The sequence below is a fragment of the Vibrio paucivorans genome (assembly GCF_054053395.1).
The window spans coordinates 1,803,779-1,822,031 of the sequence record NZ_CM133230.1 but is presented as its reverse complement, the minus strand read 5'-3'; the positions used below and the strand labels follow the sequence as shown (position 1 = coordinate 1,822,031).

The 18,253-nt window shown below is 44.8% G+C and carries 14 protein-coding genes; 9 read left to right on the top strand and 5 right to left on the bottom strand.

Annotated features, from left to right (window positions below):
• Positions 1 to 62: 62 nt before the first annotated feature.
• Positions 63 to 2,447, bottom strand: a complete 2,385-nt coding sequence (locus tag ACXABW_RS08370; RefSeq protein ID WP_457522145.1) for a beta-mannosidase — start codon at positions 2,445 to 2,447, stop codon at positions 63 to 65.
• Between the two features lie 273 nt (positions 2,448 to 2,720).
• On the opposite strand from ACXABW_RS08370, the gene ACXABW_RS08365 reads away from it, so the two are divergent.
• The 5 genes from ACXABW_RS08365 (at position 2,721) to ACXABW_RS08345 (ending at position 9,295) form a co-directional block, all read left to right on the top strand.
• Positions 2,721 to 2,945, top strand: coding sequence for a hypothetical protein (locus ACXABW_RS08365; RefSeq protein ID WP_252027310.1), 225 nt, complete (start codon positions 2,721 to 2,723; stop codon positions 2,943 to 2,945).
• 407 nt (positions 2,946 to 3,352) lie between these two features.
• Positions 3,353 to 5,041 (top strand): methyl-accepting chemotaxis protein, encoded by a 1,689-nt coding sequence (locus tag ACXABW_RS08360; protein WP_457522144.1) that lies wholly within the window; start codon positions 3,353 to 3,355, stop codon positions 5,039 to 5,041.
• A 160-nt stretch (positions 5,042 to 5,201) separates the two neighbouring features.
• Positions 5,202 to 5,801 carry a tRNA (pseudouridine(54)-N(1))-methyltransferase TrmY gene (gene trmY / locus ACXABW_RS08355; protein WP_252027308.1) on the top strand — a complete coding sequence of 200 codons (600 nt, stop codon included), beginning with the start codon at positions 5,202 to 5,204 and terminating at the stop codon, positions 5,799 to 5,801.
• Between the two features lie 192 nt (positions 5,802 to 5,993).
• Positions 5,994 to 7,400, top strand: a complete 1,407-nt coding sequence (locus ACXABW_RS08350) for a basic amino acid/polyamine antiporter (protein WP_457522142.1) — start codon at positions 5,994 to 5,996, stop codon at positions 7,398 to 7,400.
• A gap of 299 nt (positions 7,401 to 7,699) precedes the next feature.
• Entirely contained in the window at positions 7,700 to 9,295 is a 1,596-nt protein-coding gene (locus ACXABW_RS08345; protein WP_457522140.1) for a S1 family peptidase, read from the top strand.
• Positions 9,296 to 9,343: 48 nt separating this feature from the next.
• Here ACXABW_RS08345 and ACXABW_RS08340 read toward each other — a convergent pair whose 3' ends face one another.
• Positions 9,344 to 10,726 carry an aminotransferase-like domain-containing protein gene (locus ACXABW_RS08340; RefSeq protein WP_457522139.1) on the bottom strand — a complete coding sequence of 461 codons (1,383 nt, stop codon included), beginning with the start codon at positions 10,724 to 10,726 and terminating at the stop codon, positions 9,344 to 9,346.
• A gap of 102 nt (positions 10,727 to 10,828) precedes the next feature.
• On the opposite strand from ACXABW_RS08340, the gene ACXABW_RS08335 reads away from it, so the two are divergent.
• Together ACXABW_RS08335 and ACXABW_RS08330 are read left to right on the top strand one after the other, a co-directional pair.
• Positions 10,829 to 11,722: an EamA family transporter gene (locus ACXABW_RS08335; protein ID WP_457522138.1), complete on the top strand. Its 894-nt coding sequence runs from the start codon at positions 10,829 to 10,831 to the stop codon at positions 11,720 to 11,722.
• A 225-nt stretch (positions 11,723 to 11,947) separates the two neighbouring features.
• The gene (locus tag ACXABW_RS08330) at positions 11,948 to 12,964 is read left to right on the top strand and encodes an adenosine deaminase (protein WP_457522136.1); all 1,017 of its coding nucleotides are present in this window, start codon (positions 11,948 to 11,950) and stop codon (positions 12,962 to 12,964) included.
• A gap of 30 nt (positions 12,965 to 12,994) precedes the next feature.
• Here the strand turns inward: ACXABW_RS08330 and ACXABW_RS08325 are convergent, their stop codons facing one another.
• On the bottom strand, positions 12,995 to 13,435 hold the full coding sequence (locus ACXABW_RS08325; protein WP_457522135.1) for an arsenate reductase/protein-tyrosine-phosphatase family protein: 441 nt from the start codon (positions 13,433 to 13,435) through the stop codon (positions 12,995 to 12,997).
• Positions 13,436 to 13,552: 117 nt separating this feature from the next.
• Between ACXABW_RS08325 and ACXABW_RS08320 the strand changes: the two genes are divergently transcribed.
• Positions 13,553 to 14,416 carry a helix-turn-helix domain-containing protein gene (locus ACXABW_RS08320; protein WP_457522133.1) on the top strand — a complete coding sequence of 288 codons (864 nt, stop codon included), beginning with the start codon at positions 13,553 to 13,555 and terminating at the stop codon, positions 14,414 to 14,416.
• A gap of 74 nt (positions 14,417 to 14,490) precedes the next feature.
• Here ACXABW_RS08320 and ACXABW_RS08315 read toward each other — a convergent pair whose 3' ends face one another.
• Both ACXABW_RS08315 and ACXABW_RS08310 read right to left on the bottom strand, forming a co-directional pair.
• Complete coding sequence (locus tag ACXABW_RS08315; RefSeq protein WP_252027299.1) at positions 14,491 to 16,026, bottom strand: alanine/glycine:cation symporter family protein; 1,536 nt, start codon at positions 16,024 to 16,026, stop codon at positions 14,491 to 14,493.
• Positions 16,027 to 16,505: 479 nt separating this feature from the next.
• On the bottom strand, positions 16,506 to 16,793 hold the full coding sequence (locus ACXABW_RS08310) for a hypothetical protein (RefSeq protein ID WP_252027297.1): 288 nt from the start codon (positions 16,791 to 16,793) through the stop codon (positions 16,506 to 16,508).
• 131 nt (positions 16,794 to 16,924) lie between these two features.
• On the opposite strand from ACXABW_RS08310, the gene ACXABW_RS08305 reads away from it, so the two are divergent.
• Positions 16,925 to 18,139, top strand: coding sequence for an iron-containing alcohol dehydrogenase (locus tag ACXABW_RS08305; protein WP_457522131.1), 1,215 nt, complete (start codon positions 16,925 to 16,927; stop codon positions 18,137 to 18,139).
• The last annotated feature ends 114 nt before the right edge of the window (positions 18,140 to 18,253 follow it).

Genomic DNA, 18,253 nt, shown 5'->3' with positions numbered 1-18,253 from the left:
TAGTACAGATCTCACACACCGGAGTGAATCCGGTGTGCGTAGATTGGGTTTATTTTAGGGCTTTACCTTTCTGCGAGCTGGTAGACTTTTAAGCCCTCGGCATCGATTAACTCTCCTTGATAAGTGACCCTTCGCTCGACGCCCGGCAGCAAGAAGAAGCTGGAATCAGAAAACCTCAGTATGGCAGGGTGCTCTAAATGGACGAACAGAGCGGGTTTGTCGCTAGTAAGGTAGACTTCATTGCCCTCGACTCTAACATCTATATTTGCTTTTTTGATAGGTAATTTCTTTGGAATATCGGGTAGCCAGAAGTTGTGTTGAGAATCTGAACTATCGACATAGTAAAATGCACCTTGTTGGCTTGATGGTGAGTCGAGAGGAACCTGCCAAACGGATTGGTTGCTTTCGGTTTCAGCGGTACAGTCTATATTCCATTGATTCAACTCTTTGCCATCCCAATCTAACTGGAGAACCTTACCTGATAATTTTCGAGCGCCTGGTGAGTCGTTGATAATACGTAAAATAAGAGCATTATCGCTGCGCTCAAAACACACCAGAGTTGGCTCGAAAAAGCGTTTCACATGATAGTGGAATTGCTTCCAGCGGCCAGAGTATTCGATACTCGACCATGAACTGACTGGCCAGTTATCGTTAAGCTGCCAGTACAAGATCCCTTGGCAAATGGGAGAAGTTGAGCGCCAAGATTCCACGGCGGTTTTTATCGCTATCGCTTGTTGAACTTGACTTAGATACAGCATTTGTTCGAAGTCGCTTGGGAATCGAAAATAGCGGGTGAACATTTCGGTGATGATGCTATTGCCACGTGCATTTTTCTGGTGGTTTTCAAAGTGAGGTGCACCAATATTCCATTCTTCCTCAGGGACGAATTTAGTCAGTTCGCTAAACGACGGCCATGATTGATAGCCGAATTCGGAGCAAAAGCGCGGCGTTACTTCAGTATATGCGTCGAATGACTTGCCTGAGTGCCATACATCCCAAAAGTGCATGTCTCCTTTTTTATCGTCATGCCATGCATCACCGAAATCGAGCTCGCCGTTGCAAGGCGAACTGGCCCAAAATCGGCGGCTTGGATCCAGTTCATGTAACCACTGCTCTAAAGAGCGGTTGAGTCTATCGTAGTTAACTAAGTATTTTTCTCGATTCTGGCGAGACTCTGGATACCAGTTGAGTGAACCAATGACTTCGTTATCCCCACACCATAGCGCGATACAAGCGTGATGTTTAAGGCGCTGGACTTGTTGGGTGACTTCTTGCTTAACGTCGTCCAAAAACTCTGTTGTTGATGGGTATTGCGCACAGGCAAACATCAGATCTTGCCAGACAAGTAGGCCTAGCTTGTCGCAGGTTTGATAGAACTCATCGTGCTCATAATCACCACCGCCCCAAACTCGAATCATGTTCATGTTGGCATCTTTCGCGGCACCTAACAGCTGTTCATAACGAAGAGTATGAGTGCGCTGCGGTAGGGCATCCATTGGGATCCAATTTGCGCCTTTGCACGAGATGGTTTTGCCATTAACGACGAACACCATTTCACTGCCAACAGCATCAGCATTGGTTCTCAAGCTTAATCGGCGAAGCCCAAGCGATTTTGTGATGATCTGTTGTTCAACACGTACCGATAGCTCGTATAAGTGTGGTTCGCCATAGCCATTTGGCCACCATAATTTAGGGTTGTTGAGCACGCATTCAAACTCGGTCTTATTACAGCCTGCAACCGTTGAACCCTCGTAGTGCTTGCCATCAATCTCGATATGAAAAGGCAGGCTTACACCGTTGGAGTGGTGTAAACGCAGCTTGAGAGTGACACTTGTGTCCGAGGTCCAATGCTGGTCAACGTCTACTCGTTCGAAATACACACTCTTGATAGGAGTCAGGCTAGCTGTAGCAAATATCCCACATACTGGCAGGCAGATTCCCCAATCCCATCCGGTATGGCACTGTGGTTTCCTGACTGTATTCATGAATGGAATTTGATTATTTCCCTCTGCCCAAGGAATAGGGAATGGCAACTTATTAGCACGATCTTTCGCTACTTGTGCTGCAGGCTGAAATACCCACTCGAGTTGATTACTCCCAAGTTTTAACAATGGTTGAATATCAGCTTGATAGATTTGGAAAGCGTTTGAGCAAGTTAAAGCGATATCGCCATTGATGTATAACGTAGCAAATGTATCGACTTTGCTTACTGTGAGTATAAGTTTGTCAGCGGCCAAATCATTTTCAGTGACGGTTAGGCTTTTTGACGCTCGCCATTCGCACAACCCTACCCATTGAACCTGTTGCTCGTTTGAAGCGTAATACGGATCAGGGATAATATCCGCCGTAATTAGGGCAGAGTATTGATCGCCTGGAAATGTCATGGGTACTGATATCTCAGGGTGTTGAGGGGAAGATAGGGTCCAAATACCATTGAAATCTAGCATATCGGTGAGCTCCGGCAGGTCACAAGAGAAAACGCGATTTCATCATAACTTGGTATTCAATAATGTGCTGATTCGCAATAGTTTCAGGCTAGCCATTAGCTAGTGGCAAAGAGTTGCGAGTGAGTCGGAAACTTTACAAGGTTTGACTCTATTCTGACTTGACCTTTCAGACACGGCATTAATTCGATGCTGTATAAAAACACAGTAAAAATTTGATCTCTTGGTTAGAATGTTTATACTGGATATATAAACAGTAATAACTGGAGGTGAAGTATGTTTTGGGAAACATTAGAACGCGTTAACCGCTTACGCCAAGAGGCTTTAGCCAATCCAGAGTTTGTTGATTCGGCTAAAGAACATGAAAGTGCGTTGAAATCAGAGGTAGAAAGCACTCATATAGCGCTTAAAAAACCAATCAAGAGTAAAAAAGTGAAGACACTTGCAGAAGTCTACGAACAGTCGCAGTTTGGAACCAATCCTACGGGCGTTCAACACTAACCACCCTAGAGCCGTATTCAGCGGCTCTTTTAGTTTCTATTTATCTTTAATATTTTCTTAATTTAGGGTCTGTTGAGCTTTCGAGCTGATTTTTGCAGCACTTTGTGGGAAATTTCTACAAGGCAGAGGCTTTGATGTGTAGCTAGCCTACATGAGAAGCCGATAACGCAGTATAAATGAACCACAAAAGCTGCCCGAAGGGTTCGAGCTAGGCGCCCCCGTTAAAATCGTTTTATGCTTCGTTGAAGACTCTTTGCTTAGAATGATGACTAGGCTACACAGTCTTCGCCTCGCCTAAAACGATTTTATCTCGAACAAAACTTAACCACGGAAGATCAACAGACCCTAGTAACTCCGTGAATATCACCTATGATTAATGTAATCATATGCTTATAGGTGAATAACAAATGGATTGGTTCAAACACTTAGCTATCAAGTTCAAAATCTTAGGCGTGGTTTTCTTTCTTATCTTCTTACTGACGATCATGGCTGGGTTTAGTATTTACAAAATGAACGTAATTGGTGAGGAGCTGTCCGGAATAGCCGACGAAAATATTCCACTCGTTCAATTGACCAGTGATGTCACTATCAAGCAGCTAGAAGGAGCAATCCTAATTGAAAAAGCATTGCGACTCGGCAGCTCAAGTGATGCCAATGATCGCTTGGAGCTAAGCAAAATTGATGAGCAATTTCACCAACTCAGCAAACACGTTGATGAAGAGTTTATTGAAGCACGTAAATTACTAGAGCTCGCGCTAGAACATGCTCTAACAGAGGAAATTCGCCAGAATGAGTTAATTCTGTTGACCAAACTGGATGAGATAATCAAAGAGCACAAAGACTACGAAGTACATGGATTTGAATTGTTAAGTGCATTAATGCGTGGTGAGAATAATGAAGCTGACTTTAAAGCGTTAGAAAGTGAGCAAGACCAACTTAATCACCACTTAGAATCGTTTCTCATGGAGCTTGAGAATGTTACTCAACAAAGCATCCTATTTACAGAATCAGAAGAGAAAGCGGCATTAAGAATGATGATCATCATTGCAGTCATCTCTGTGGTTGCTGGGCTGGTGATGGGGCTTGGTGTTAGTCGCTATATCACGACACGTTTGAACCTAGCCAAAACCGCGGCTAACCATATGGCAAATGGCGATTTCAGCCACAGTTTTAAGAGCCGTAGCCGAGATGAAATTGGCGATCTCATTAATGCCATGAGCAGTATGTCGGACAAACTCAATCACTCTATTGGCGTGGTGTTGGCGAACACTGCCCATCTGGAAAGTGCTATGGCCCAAGTTGCAGACAAATCTGAAAACAACACTGTGCTGATAGACCAACAGTTTCAAAGAACAGAACTGGTCGCAGCTGCTATGAATCAAATGGCGTCGGCGATTACAGAAGTAGCGAGCAGTGCTGCGAGCGCGAGTGAATTAACTGATCAAGCTGATGCTCAGGTTGCGTCCGGCAGCGATGTTGTAAGCAGTAATGTGTCGGCCTCAGAGAGTTTGCTTCATCAAATGGAGTCTTCTAAAGGAAGCATCAGCTCGGTAAGTGAAAGTACCGAGGCGATATCGGGTTTCGTACACACTATTAGCGAAATTTCAGCCCAAACAAATTTATTAGCACTGAACGCATCGATAGAAGCTGCCAGAGCGGGAGAACAAGGACGCGGGTTTGCGGTGGTTGCAGATGAAGTTAGAGAGTTAGCGAATCGAAGTCAGCAGGCCACTCAGCAAATAGAAGCTTTAATTGAACAGCTCAAAGAGAACGCGTCTTCGTCAGTCTCTGAAATTGAATCCAGTTTCGCCAGCTCTAGTGAAGGTCTAAGGCTAGCTGAAAATACCGGTACATCATTTCAGTCACTATCACAGATGCTGATCAGTATTAGTGAAATGAGTGCCCAGATAGCAACGGCCAGCGAAGAGCAGTCGGTAGCCGCCGAAGAGGTAAACCAAAACCTTAGCTCGATACGAGATACCGGAGAGGAAGTCCAAACTAGCTCTCATCAATCTAAATCGTTAGTGGATGATATGGGGTCGCTGGTAGACAATTTAAAACTGAGTATGCAGCAGTTTAAGTTACGTACAGAGTGAGCCAATAGCCTAGCCCAATTTACTGATAAAGGATTAAGATCTACCTGAGGGGAGAATAGCTGCAATTGTTGATGATGAAACTTCAATTTCCGTGTATGGTGTAGCCCCTGTTTAGGGTGTTGGCGAACTCCCGTTTCTAATTGAATTTCTAAGAGTTAATATGAGAGCTTTTGTTGTCAGAGCGCGTGCTGCTTCTACTGATAAAGATATGTTTTTGGCGTCTGTTGGGCAGGAGGCGCACACAGAAATCCTTGCTCATGTGTTGATGAACGCTATCTTCACTGCCCAATCGCATCGCGATGATGTAGTGGTGTACTTAGTTCTAGAAAGTACGAAAGACTTCTCTCGTACCATTTGTTTTGAGTCGAATGAACTACGTAATATAGGTGGCTTCCATGAAGCGGCTCTCATCAGCAAGATCGCGACGGCTCTAGAGAAATCGGTAGGGATGGGCAAAGAAGAAAGTAAACAAGTCGAATCTGGTGTAACGGTTGAAACGACTAGCTTTGAAAAACTGGTTAAACGACTTTCTGAAACGTATCAACTGTATTTGCTTGATAAGAAAGGTGAGTCAGTACGCGATATAGAAATGCCAAATGACGTGTGTTTCCTATTGACCGACCATATTCCGATGCCAAAGAAAACCATCAATAGCCTTAAACGCCTAAACACTGAAAAAATCAGTCTAGGGCCAAAAATGTTGTTTGCTTCTCAGTGCATTGTTCTCATTCAAAACGAGTTGGATATTAGAGACATTTAACATCATCAAAAAATCGCCTGTTCTAGGCGATTTTTTTGAATAAAAACTCCATTTCTATTTGATCTTCAACAATGAACTGCCCAACAGTGGCAGCTGTCCTTCAATCTTGTCTATTTTCCAGCAGCACCTTTCTCTAATTCCATTTAAAATGCCGCCTTTGCTGCCTTCTGGCTGATTGACTTCGGAACTCTCATGAATAATAAACTCGGGCTTGGCTCGTTGACGGCGTTGGTTATCGGTTCGATGATCGGCGCGGGTGTATTTAGTTTACCTCAAAATATGGCGGCAGTTGCCAGCCCTGCAGCAGTGATGATTGGTTGGCTAATCACCGGCATCGGTATGATTTTTCTTGCGCTTTCGTTTCAGTATCTCGCGACCAATAAACCAGAAATCGACAGTGGTGTATTTGGTTACGCTAAGCATGGGTTTGGCGATCTGGCGGGTTTCTGCTCTGCATGGGGTTACTGGTTTAGTGCCATGGTTGCCAATGTTTCGTACTTGGTGATCGTGTTCAGTACATTGGGAATGTTGTTTGATTCCCCCGATGCGCCACTGTTTGGGGCAGGGAATACTTGGGTATCTATGCTAGGTGCGTCAGCGCTACTTTGGATGGTGCATGCCTTGGTACTTCGAGGGGTTCAAACCGCAGCGTTCATTAACCTCATTGCTACCTTTGCCAAGATGGTTCCCCTCATCTTGTTCATTATCTTCGCCATGTTTGCGTTTCAGTGGGACACCTTTACCGTTGATTTCTCTGGCCTGCATTTTGGTTCAGAACATGGGCTGTGGGATCAAGTAAAGTCGACCATGCTGATTACGGTGTGGGTCTTTATTGGTATCGAAGGTGCAGTCGTTGTTTCTAGCCGAGCGAGATACCGAAAAGATATTGGGCGCGCGACAATACTTGGCTTATTGACCGCTATCTCCATTTATGTGTTGGTGACGTTACTTTCAATGGGCGTTATTAAGCCCACAGAGTTAGCTGAACTTCAAAATCCTTCTATGGCCAAAGTGCTGACTTCGATTGTTGGTCCATGGGGCAAGTACGTGATTGGCTTCGGGTTGATTATCTCCGTATGTGGTGCATTTCTCAGTTGGACGGTGCTGGCGTCCGAGGTGCCTTATTTGGGCGCAAAAGATAAAGTATTCCCAGAAAGCTATGGAAAATTGAATCACGCGGGCAGTCCTGTTAAAGCGCTTACGCTAACCAATGTCTGTATTCAGGTCTCACTGGTATTGGTGATGTATGCGGGCAGCACTTACGATACATTGCTGGTAATCGCCTCTGAAATGATTCTGGTGCCATATTTGTTGGTTGGAGCCTACACTCTGAAACTGGCACTCCAGCAAAAAAATCGTGGTGGATTGTTGCTGGTTGGGTTGTGTGCAAGCTTGTATGGAGTATGGTTGCTGTATGCATCGGGTCTAAGCTACTTGTTGATGTCGGTACTACTGTATTTTCCAGGCTTGTATTTCTACATCAAAGCCAAACAAGAAAGAGGGCTAGTGATCTTTTCTGCAAAAGAAAAAGTAGGCGTTTTCGTGCTGACTTTACTGGCATTTTGGGCGTTAGGCTTGATGGTATCAGGTAGCTTCTAAGGCTGACAAAACTCGTAATAAACTTATCTGAAATATAAAAAAGCTTCAGCCTGAAAAGGCTGAAGCTTTTTTATTGTCCGTGACTAAATAAAGTGTGAATTAGAGGTGACTCATTTAGATACTTCTACATCAGAAATCTCTAAGGTATTGAAATTAAGGGGAATATATCGAACCGTGAGTGGTAAAGGTGAGATCTATACGAAATATTTTAAAAATGAATGCCATTCTGTCTTACATAGTTTTTTGTGATGTGTATGGTTTCTGTTGCTTATAAAGACATAATTACAAAGGTATTAAGCATGAAGAAATCTATAACAGCGCTATTGGTTAGCATGGCTCTCCCAACATCGGTATTTGCATCAGATGTTGATTCTCCATCCACACGCATTATCAACGGTGTGGAAGCTGGTAAAAATGATTGGCCATTCATGGTCGCTCTGATTAAAAAAGGACAAGATGCGTTTAATGGCCAGATATGTGGCGGAAGCTTCATAGGCGACCGATATATATTAACTGCAGCACACTGTATCGATGGAAAAAACGCTGCCGAGTTTGATGTGTCCATTGGGATTCATGATTTGACTAATGAAGCATCTGAAGGTCAACGTGTTGCTCTGCAAACTATCTATGCACACGAGCAGTATGATGCGTCTACAACCGTTAACGATATTGCCATCTTGGAACTGGCTGATGCTGTGAATGCCACTTCAGTCACTTTGGCGACGCAAGCTGAGCTGAACGCTATTAATGCTGGCGACTTAGTCACGGTAATGGGGTGGGGTAATCAAGAAGATGACTCTTATAGTCAGCCTATTTATCCTGAAACGCTATATGAAGTCGACTTAGAGTACGTAGACCGTGGCGTTTGTCAGGCTCTAGGTGGTAACTACAGTAACGTGTCCGATGATGCGATTTGTGCGGGCTTCTCCTATGGCGGTAAGGACTCCTGTCAAGGTGACAGCGGTGGACCGCTGGTGTATGACGACAACGGCATAACAAAACAAATTGGGGTAGTCAGTTGGGGAGACGGTTGTGCGCAAGCCGACGCGTACGGTGTGTATGCAAACGTTGGTTACTTCAGCAACAATGGCTGGATCGCTGATAAAACATCAGGTGTGAGTTACACTCAAAACGACTACTTAGGTTACGTTTCGACCGGAACCCATACGGTTACATTACCAATTCGTAACTACAGCTCTGAAGCGTTTAATGTGTTAACTGTAACAGCTTCCAATGGCTCGTCGATTACGGACAACACCTGTACTTCATCCCTCGCGCAGAATGAGTCATGTGAAATCACCGTTCAGTACACAGCAAGCTTAGCGTATGAGTCGACGGAAGTGAGTTACACAACGGATCATTCTTCAGTGTCATCTTTCTCAACCACCTTGTATTACCAAGGTTTGAATGCAGCCAGTAGCGATCTAGCCTCGCTGGTGGGTGTTGGGCAAGAAGTGCTGGTCAGCGAAAACCCATGGGTTGTGAATGGTAGCTCAGTTCAAGCGGCCAGTATCTCTCACAGTGAGTCCTCTGTTTTACATATCGCGGGCTTAGGAGAAGGGAGCTTGAGCTTTGATATGCAAGTGTCTAGCGAGCAAAACTTCGATATCGCGTATGTATATGTGAATGGTGTTGCTACCGAGCAGGTGTCTGGTCAGGATAGTGATTACGTGAGCTATACGGTGGATTTAGGTTTGGAGACCAATAGCGTCACCTACGTATACCAAAAAGACTCGAGTGATAGCGCTAATGACGATACGGTTTATGTTAAGAACTTCAAAACGTCAAGTGAACGTAGCACCGGCTCTTCTTCTGGCTCCGGTGGTTCAGTCTCACTCTTTATGTTGGGCTTGGTCGGGTTATTCGGCACCTACCGCAGAAAACGTCTGAGCTAATCGATATCAACGCGCTGACTTAAAGTCAGCGCGTTTTTATTTGTTACGCTAAGAATGCTGATGGATTAATTGGGTTAAGGTTCGTAACTCGGATTTGATTTCGTCTGTGAGGTCGTGGCCGGTGTTGATTCTCAAGCAGTCTCGATATAGAGGTAAAGAGGTAAAAAGTTGACCTAATCGAATATCAATTTGTTTTTGCTCGATGTCATGGGCGAACGCGTCGGTTTTTAATCCTTGAATTTGAATCCAGAGTACCAGCCCACCTTGTGGACTACTGATGCGAGCTTTAGCGGGCAGATGCTGTTGCAAAAAATCCATATAGCTTCGGCGAAAGTTGAGTAAATCGAAGCGCTTACGGCGAAGATACTTAGCGTACTGACCTGTCGCAATGAAGTCGGCCACAATTAATTGAATGGGTGTAGACACCCCAAAGCAGCCTGATGCGAACTTATCACGATAAGCTTGCATGTACCTCCCCGGTAAGCACCAACCTAGCCGATACCCGGCAGATAACGTCTTTGAGACTGAACCGCACCAGATGATGTAACCTCCCTTATCGTAATACTTCGCGGGGAGAGGGAAATGGTTGCTGTGTGAGAGTTCGATATACACGTCGTCTTCAATGATTGGGGTTTTGTATTGGTTGGCTAAAGAAGCAAGCTTGGTCTTTTGTTCAACGGTCATGCTTATCCCTTGCGGGTTCATATGAGAAGTACAAAACAAACCTGCTTGAATGGTGCCATGTTCTAGGTGCATTTCCAGTTGTTGTAAGTCGATCCCATCTTTAGCTGAAGGAATTTCGACAATCTTGCGCCCCATTTGAGCCAGTAACTCTATCAACCCGTTAAAACATGGAGAGCTAATCGCGACTGCATCTCCGGGTTGAGTACATGCTTCTAATGCCGCTTTAACCGCTGAGATACAGCCGTGCGTTACTACAAGAGCGTCGGATTGAAATCCAAAGCCTAACTGAGTGAAGTGCTCTGAAAGCGCTTGTCTTAATGCTGGCTCCCCTTGGTGGCTAGGGTAGTGGCTGAGTCTAGCGCCCATCCGTTTAACCACCCGACGGGTACTTTTCTCAAGCTCAGATAAAGCGAGGCTGTCGATGGTGGAGTTCGAGACACCAAGTGGGCCAGTGTAGCTTGTTCCGGTGTATACCGTGTTTGCGGGGTTAGAGACTTTACTTTCGAACTGGCTCCACTGCGGTGAAGCGAGCTGAGTTCTTGAGGAAGCGACATAAAAACCAGCTTGAGGGCGTGATGCTATCCAGCCTTGTGATTCAAGCTCTTGATAGCAGCTAACGGCGGTAGATACGCTGATGGAGTGTTGTTGAGCGAGCTTGCGTAAAGAGGGCATTTGACTGCCTTCCGCCAATACACCTTGTTGAATGTCTTCGACGAACTTATCGGCAAGTTGTTTGTATCTGGCCATGATTAAATTAACTGTACTGTTTTTTATTTCAAAAATTGTATCTGTATTGATTTGTCTAAACAAGTCACACTCTAGTCAGAATTTGAGAAATGGGAGATAAATATGACTCAGAAGGATTTCTTATTGTCTGCATTGGTGATGCTGATTTGGGGGTTCAACTTTACAATGATCAAGCTGGGTGTAACTGAGGTAAACCCTTTGATTATGACTGCTGCACGTTTTTCGCTCGCGGTGATACCTCTAGTCTTTTTCGTACGCAAACCCGATGTGGCTTGGCGTTACATCATTAGCTACGGAGTGGTGTTCGGTGTTGGGGTTTGGGGCATGGCTTCATGGTCAATCACGGCAGGCGTATCTTCCGGGATGTCGTCGGTGTTACTGCAAACTAATGTGCTATTTAGCATCGTGGTTGGCATCGTTGTTTACAAAGATGTCCTTTCAAAACGCAAGAAGGCCGGTGTCTCGTTGGCTCTAATTGGGCTTCTGATCTCGATATTAAGCACTAATGGTAATGTCACTTCATTTGGCTTAATGCTGATTTTGATTAGCGCCATGTCGTGGACGTTGATTGGTGTGATTGTTAAAGCATCCAAAGTAAAACAAGCATTTGCATTTAACATCTGGGGGATGTTGTTCGCACCTGTGCCACTCGTGATGTTAGCGATGCTACTCCACGGCAGCGAGGTCGTAACTCAGGCTTATTCTGCATGGGATTGGAACACTACTTACGCCGTAATGTTTCAAGCGTATCCGACGACACTGTTTGGCTACTGGGTGTGGAATAAAATGTTGATTAAGTATCCACTCAGCACCGCGGCTCCGTTAACCTTACTCGTGCCAGTATTTGGCTTACTGAGTGGCTATGTGTTTTACAACGAACTGTTATCGACCGCTCAAATGGCAGCGTGTGGGATGTTCTTAATAGGAATACTGCTGATTGTATGGGCCCCGAAAGTTACGTCTAAACCTGTTCAAGGGTTGGCTAGCCAGAAGTAATCCTGAAGTCTCGATGATTGAGTGAGATCATCGAGGCTTTGTTGCCGCTGTGTGTCGCCAAGAGCAGCTTAGCTGCAAAACATCTCGCGATGAAATATAGATCTTGAGGTTATTTGGGGCTCAGCTATCGCCAATCTTACAGCCGTATACTATCTTCAATAAATAACAATAAATCATTGAAGTTATTTGCATTATGCAATGCTTGAATGGAGAGAGGAGAAGTACATGGAACAGTTAAACTTCATTCGTCAGTTACCAAAAGTTGAGCTTCATTTACACATAGAAGGTTCGTTAGAACCAGAGATGATGTTTGAACTGGCGAAACGCAATCAAATACCTTTGCCATTCCAATCCCCTGAAGAAGTGCGCGCGGCGTATCAATTTAGCAACCTACAATCATTTCTTGATATCTATTATCAAGGCGCTCAGGTTCTGATCCACGAACAAGATTTTTATGATCTGACGTGGGCGTATTTATTGCGTTGTCAGCAAGATAATGTCATTCATACTGAAATATTTTTTGACCCTCAAACTCATACTGATAGAGGTATTGCGTTTTCAACTGTGGTCAATGGGATAACAAAGGCACTGAGTGATGCTGAATCTCAGCTCGGTATAACCAGTCAGCTGATTATGTGTTTCTTAAGGCACCTAGATGAACAGGCAGCATTCGAGACGTTAGAGCAAGCACTGCCGTACAAAGATAAGATCATCGCTGTTGGCTTAGATTCTTCGGAGCAAGGGCACCCGCCCGAGAAGTTTCAGCGAGTGTTTGAAAAAGCACGTCAGGAAGGGTTTCTAACCGTGGCACATGCAGGGGAAGAAGGTTCGTCGGAAAACATACGCAACGCAATGACGTTGCTACATGTTGCTCGAGTTGACCATGGTGTGCGCTGTGTTGACGATCCCTTGCTGGTGGAAAAGTTGGCGGAGTTGCAAATGCCGCTAACGGTTTGCCCACTTTCTAATCTCAAGTTGAAAGTGTTCGATACCATGGAGCAACACAATATATGCGAGTTACTGGAGAAGGGGTTATGCGTAACCATCAACTCTGATGATCCAGCCTATTTTGGTGGATATATGAACGATAATTTTATCGCCGTAGCACAAAGCCATTCGCTAGGCTCAGCAAGTCTCGCTCAGTTTTCACTGAATGCCGTTGAGGCGAGTTTTGTTGATGAAGAGAGTAAAGCCAAAATGAGAAATCGAATACTGGCACACTTAGAACATTCACTAAGTTGAGAGCGTAACGCTCTCAACTCTAACCGTTCACTACACCGAACGAAGTGAGTGAATTAACTGGTCGACTTCTGCAGTTAATAATGCAAATGCTTCGTTTGGTGTCATGATTGGTACATCCTCGACTTGGAAGAATTGCACTTTGTTCACCATTTGTGGAAAGTGTTGTGCCACCATGGGGCGGTGTTCTGATTCACTTGCGGCATAAACTAAATCAGCGTTTGTTAGATCTTCGTTATGGGCGATGCGCGGCATTCGATGGGCATCTATTAACTGGGCGTCTAAGCTTTTCAATTTGTTGAGCACTTCTTTGGCTATGGCGCCTTCATTTCCTGTGTTGTCTAAAATCCTTAACAGTGCTGCTGAGCTTGCTCTGTGCGGCAGTGCATGATGAGCGGCTTGGTGATTAAAGTACAGTTCACAGAAACGACTACGGTAGTAATTTCCAGAACACAAAAAGAGAATTTTAGTCATGTTCGATCTCGTTTGTGGGTGACACATAGACAATAGCAACTCACCAGCGATGTAGTTTTCGCATTAGTGCGAATCTGTGTATTATTAGCTCAATATTATATTTTTAGTGAGCTTTCATTGGCGTTACAAGAAATACAAACATATCCCTATGGGCTGAGTTTAACCGCGTATAAAAAAACGCGTGCTTCTCTGACGTTTAACTGGCATTACCATCAAGACTGGGAGCTGACTCTGACTCTGAATGCGAGTGGGGAAAGATACGTTGGCACGCAAATTCATCCAATATCAAGGGCCGATTTACTGCTCACTCGGCCTGGAACTTTACATACATGGAATGCAAAGGCATTGCCGAATACAGAGGTTTCTAGCTACATAATTATGGTGCCCAGTGACTGGTTTGATAGGCTAGGGCGCTCACAACTGGGTGAGCTTGGCTCACTTATCGACTACTTTAATCATTGTCAGTCTGGCATGTCATACAGTCTAGGGTGTATTGAGCGAGCTAAGCCTATTATTGAAGCTCTGTGTGAAGAAAAAGAACCTTTGCTGCGTTTTGCATTATTTGTTCGGCTTCTACATTACCTAACGCAGGATACCCACGCGGAGTCGATAGGTAACGTCGCCGAGATTGGGGCAATGGTAAATGATTCTAGGTTAGTTTGTGCGATCGAATATATTCGCCGACACTATCAGCAGCCAGTGTCATTAGAGCAAGTCGCCATCGCTGCGGGGTTTAGTTGCGCCAGTTTGAAACGCCATTTTCAGAAAGCGATGCAGATGAGTTTTTCGCAGTTCATTCAACATTTACGGATAGGGTATGCATGCTACTTGCTGCAAAGTACCTCCAAACCCATTGATGTGATTGCCAATGAATCAGGCTACAACAACGTAAGTTTGTTTCACCGCCACTTTAAAGTGCATAAAAAGCTAACTCCGAGCCGTTATCGGCAACAGCTCCAGCGGCCCAAAAAACTAGGATAAAAAAACAGCAGGCCAATTGGCCTGCTGTTTTATTTCAGATAACTGAACCTATCTATAGGTATAAGTAACTTTTGTTAAGCTTGGTCGCTAACAGGGGTCACGTTGTAAACTTTCCCTGCCTTGTGACGGGCTAAGTAATCTGCAAGGTCACGTTTGATCTCTGGTACTAGGATGTATAGGCCAATGATGTTCACCAATGCCATCGAGAAGATCATCGCATCAGAGAAGTCGATAACAGGGCCTAGGTTCATTGCTGAGCCAATTACCACAAACACACAGAATTTCACTTTGAAGATAAGTTCTGCTGTTTTGCTTTCGCCGAACAGGTAAGTCCATGCTTTCAAGCCATAGTACGACCAAGAAATCATGGTAGAGAAGGCAAATAGAACAACTGCGATTGCAAGAATGTATGGGAACCAGCTGATCGCACTACCAAATGCAGCAGAAGTAAGTTCAACACCTGCAAGGCCAGTATCGGTATCTAGGTAACCAGTAATGATGATCACCAAGGCTGTCATCGTACAAATTACAACGGTATCGATGAACGGTTCAAGCAGCGACACGAAGCCTTCCGAAAGTGGCTCTTTGGTTTTTACAGCAGCGTGCGCAATCGCAGCAGAACCTACACCAGCTTCGTTCGAGAATGCCGCACGTTTGAAGCCTTGGATAAGCACACCAATTACACCGCCCGCTATACCTTCACCAGTAAAGGCTCCGTGGAAGATTGCGCCAAATGCATCATCAATACGGTCGTAGTTAATCGCGATAATGATGAGTGCAGCACCCACATAGATCGCAGCCATAAACGGAACGACTTTTTCGGTGACTTTCGCAATAGATTTGATGCCGCCGATGATTACGATACCAACGATGACCGCTAACACGATACCAAATAACCAGCCTTTATCCGCAAGGAAAGATGCGTCACCACCGGTGACACCAACCACTTGTTTGAACGCCTGGTTCGCTTGGAACATGTTACCGCCACCCAGCGCACCACCAATAGCAAACACGGAGAAGAGGACTGCAAGCGTACGACCAAACGCAGCATTACCACGTTTCGCAAGACCTTTACTTAGGTAGTACATAGGGCCGCCCGATACCGTACCGTCAGGGTTGGTATTACGGTATTTAACACCCAATGCACACTCAACAAATTTACTAGACATACCCAGTAAACCGGCAAGGATCATCCAGAAGGTAGCACCTGCACCACCAATAGAGACAGCAACAGCTACACCTGCGATGTTACCTAAACCTACAGTGCCTGACAGTGCTGTGGTCAACGCTTGGAAGTGTGACACCTCACCATCTTCTTTGGCTTTAGGGTTGCTGTACTTACCAGAGACTAACTCCAACGCATGCTTGAAACCACGTACGTTGATAAAGCCTAGGTACACGGTAAAAAACAGTGCAGCGACAACCAGCCATAAAACGATCCAAGGCACCTGTACGTCAGTAAAAGGGAAAGGAATGGTCGAGAAGATCATTCCTACAAATGGGTTGACGATAGGTGCGACGACTTCGTTAATTTTCTCATCCAAGCCTTCAGCGGCAGCATTGGTTGCCAAGCTACTGCCCAATAAGGCGAGTAATAATCGATTATTCATATTTCATCCTGTCTGAAATTGGTTATATAAAACCATTTACTTATATCTTTTATGTTTAATATATTGCGTTTGGTTACATTTTTGTAACGTTTTGCATTATTCGGAATAAAACGCTGGGCGCAAAATGTTTCGCTGAAATTTTGAGCTGGCGTAAGTTTTGTAAATTTGCGATAAAAATGAATTGATTTGATCTATTGATTCAATTAATGGGTGTTTTTGGGGAGGATGAACGGTCTAATTCTGAATATCTATCTAGATATTCAGAGTTTATATGTAGTGCATTTAGCTGCGTATTGGCCAAATAAACAGAATAAAATAACACTCATAGTAAGGTTAAACGAATGTGGAAACCGTTTAGCGAGCGGGATAGGAATCTGGCGTTGAAATGAACCAGGTTGGCTCTGCATGCTACAAAGATTGCTGAACGAGCAATGCTTGTAGCGTACATTTAAGCAACCAAAGTCGAGGTGAAGCGGGTGTCAGAGCGTACGAATGATCGGCCAACAGAGGTCGTAACGATATAGCTCTTCCCAGTAATGGCATGTACTGAGAAGGTCGTTTTCGAGACGTTGTTGAATAGGCTCATCGAGGTTTTGGTAGCGCTCATATTGCAGGATCTGCTCAACGATTTTTCTAGCGCCTGTTAAATCGCTGCCATAGTCGATGTGATGGAGTACTTTATTGGTGAGATCAGAAAACAGGCTGCGAATTTCCTGTTGAGGGCAATGGCTTGGTGCGACAAAGTAATTCTTATCAAGAGGTTCCATAGCATGCTTGTCCTTATTTGAACTCCATAAGAAAAGTATAGCGAAGTTTTAAAACTTTGAGGTGTGAACTAGAGATAAGCTGTTGTATTGCCTAGTCTAACCTTATCAACTATGGAAATCTGAGGCTGAAGATGGAACAGAGGCTTTACTACCTGCTGCATAAGATCTACATGAAGGGGCTAAAAATTGCGGCCAAGGTGTTGCCTATTTCGAAACCCACTCTGTTTATTGGGAAAGATTCACTGAAACAGCTGTGTCACAGTGTAGCCATCATGGGTGTCGATAAAGTCTTAGTCGTGACTGATAAAGGTATCGAACAACTCGGCTTCGCTAAGCGGCTCACCTTTGAATTTGAAAGGGTGGGAGTGCAGTGTGTGGTATACAGTGATGTAATACCAGATCCAACTTATCATCAAGTAGAAGCGGGGCTGTCTTTATATCAGCAAAACCGATGCAATGGGATAGTGGCTATTGGTGGAGGCTCTTCAATAGACTGCGCCAAGGTGATAGCCGCACGCGTTACCAACAACAAATCGATTAAACGGCTGACGGGTTTACTGAAAGTATGGAAAGCACCAGCGCCGTTGTTTGTATTGCCTACAACAGCGGGAACCGGCTCCGAGGTGACGGTTGCTGCGGTGGTATCCGACCCAGTGACACACACTAAAACCCCGTTAGTCGATCCTAAACTCGTACCGATTGCAGCGGCTCTCGACCCTTCATTGATGCTGGCTCTGCCTCCGGCCATTACCGCCCAAACAGGAATGGACGCATTAACTCATGCGATAGAATCGTATATTTCAGGTAATGCGACGGCCGAAACCGATCGATACGCTCTAGCGGCGATTAAACTGATCAACGAAAACTTGGAAAAGGCGGTGTTGTTTGGCCAGAACACAACGGCACGGCAGAACATGGCACTGGCTTCCTACTATGCTGGCCTTGCTTTTACTAAGGCCAGTTTAGGTTATGTTCATGCCATCGCTCATACACTGGGGGCAAAATATGGCACGCCACATGGATTGGCAAATGCCGTTGTTCTTCCTTACGTATTAGAATTTTCTAAAGAGGAAGCGCGTGAACGTTTAGCGGAACTCGCGGATGCAGTGAGTGCTTGTGATGGGAAACTTAGCCAAGACATGAAAGCCCAAGCATTTATTGACTATGTTCGTGACCTACAGCGAAAACTGAGCCTACCGGCGTCTTTCGACAATATTCTTAACGAGCACATTACCGACATTGCCAAACAAGCATTATTGGAAGCGCAATGGAACTATCCCGTACCAAGGTATATGAAGCAAGACGAATGCGAGCAACTTATAGCGAATGTAGCTGGGGCACATTAGGCATTGATCAGCGATCGGCTTGGTCTCTTCACTAAACCATTGAGTTTGTACTCTTTAAGTTTCCTGAGTTTGCTTTGGGCTAATAAAAGTTGCTAGCATTAAAAAGCCGCGAAC

Bases quoted from the DNA above. Each gene is read 5' to 3' on its own strand.
- ACXABW_RS08360 (WP_457522144.1), top strand. From the start codon at position 3,353: ATGGATTGGTTCAAACACTTAGCTATCAAGTTCAAAATCTTAGGCGTG.
- ACXABW_RS08345 (WP_457522140.1), top strand. From the start codon at position 7,700: ATGAAGAAATCTATAACAGCGCTATTGGTTAGCATGGCTCTCCCAACA.
- ACXABW_RS08350 (WP_457522142.1), top strand. From the start codon at position 5,994: ATGAATAATAAACTCGGGCTTGGCTCGTTGACGGCGTTGGTTATCGGT.
- ACXABW_RS08330 (WP_457522136.1), top strand. From the start codon at position 11,948: ATGGAACAGTTAAACTTCATTCGTCAGTTACCAAAAGTTGAGCTTCAT.
- ACXABW_RS08325 (WP_457522135.1), bottom strand. From the start codon at position 13,435: ATGACTAAAATTCTCTTTTTGTGTTCTGGAAATTACTACCGTAGTCGT.
- ACXABW_RS08370 (WP_457522145.1), bottom strand. From the start codon at position 2,447: ATGCTAGATTTCAATGGTATTTGGACCCTATCTTCCCCTCAACACCCT.
- ACXABW_RS08335 (WP_457522138.1), top strand. From the start codon at position 10,829: ATGACTCAGAAGGATTTCTTATTGTCTGCATTGGTGATGCTGATTTGG.
- ACXABW_RS08315 (WP_252027299.1), bottom strand. From the start codon at position 16,026: ATGAATAATCGATTATTACTCGCCTTATTGGGCAGTAGCTTGGCAACC.
- trmY (WP_252027308.1), top strand. From the start codon at position 5,202: ATGAGAGCTTTTGTTGTCAGAGCGCGTGCTGCTTCTACTGATAAAGAT.
- ACXABW_RS08305 (WP_457522131.1), top strand. From the start codon at position 16,925: ATGGAACAGAGGCTTTACTACCTGCTGCATAAGATCTACATGAAGGGG.
- ACXABW_RS08365 (WP_252027310.1), top strand. From the start codon at position 2,721: ATGTTTTGGGAAACATTAGAACGCGTTAACCGCTTACGCCAAGAGGCT.
- ACXABW_RS08340 (WP_457522139.1), bottom strand. From the start codon at position 10,726: ATGGCCAGATACAAACAACTTGCCGATAAGTTCGTCGAAGACATTCAA.
- ACXABW_RS08310 (WP_252027297.1), bottom strand. From the start codon at position 16,793: ATGGAACCTCTTGATAAGAATTACTTTGTCGCACCAAGCCATTGCCCT.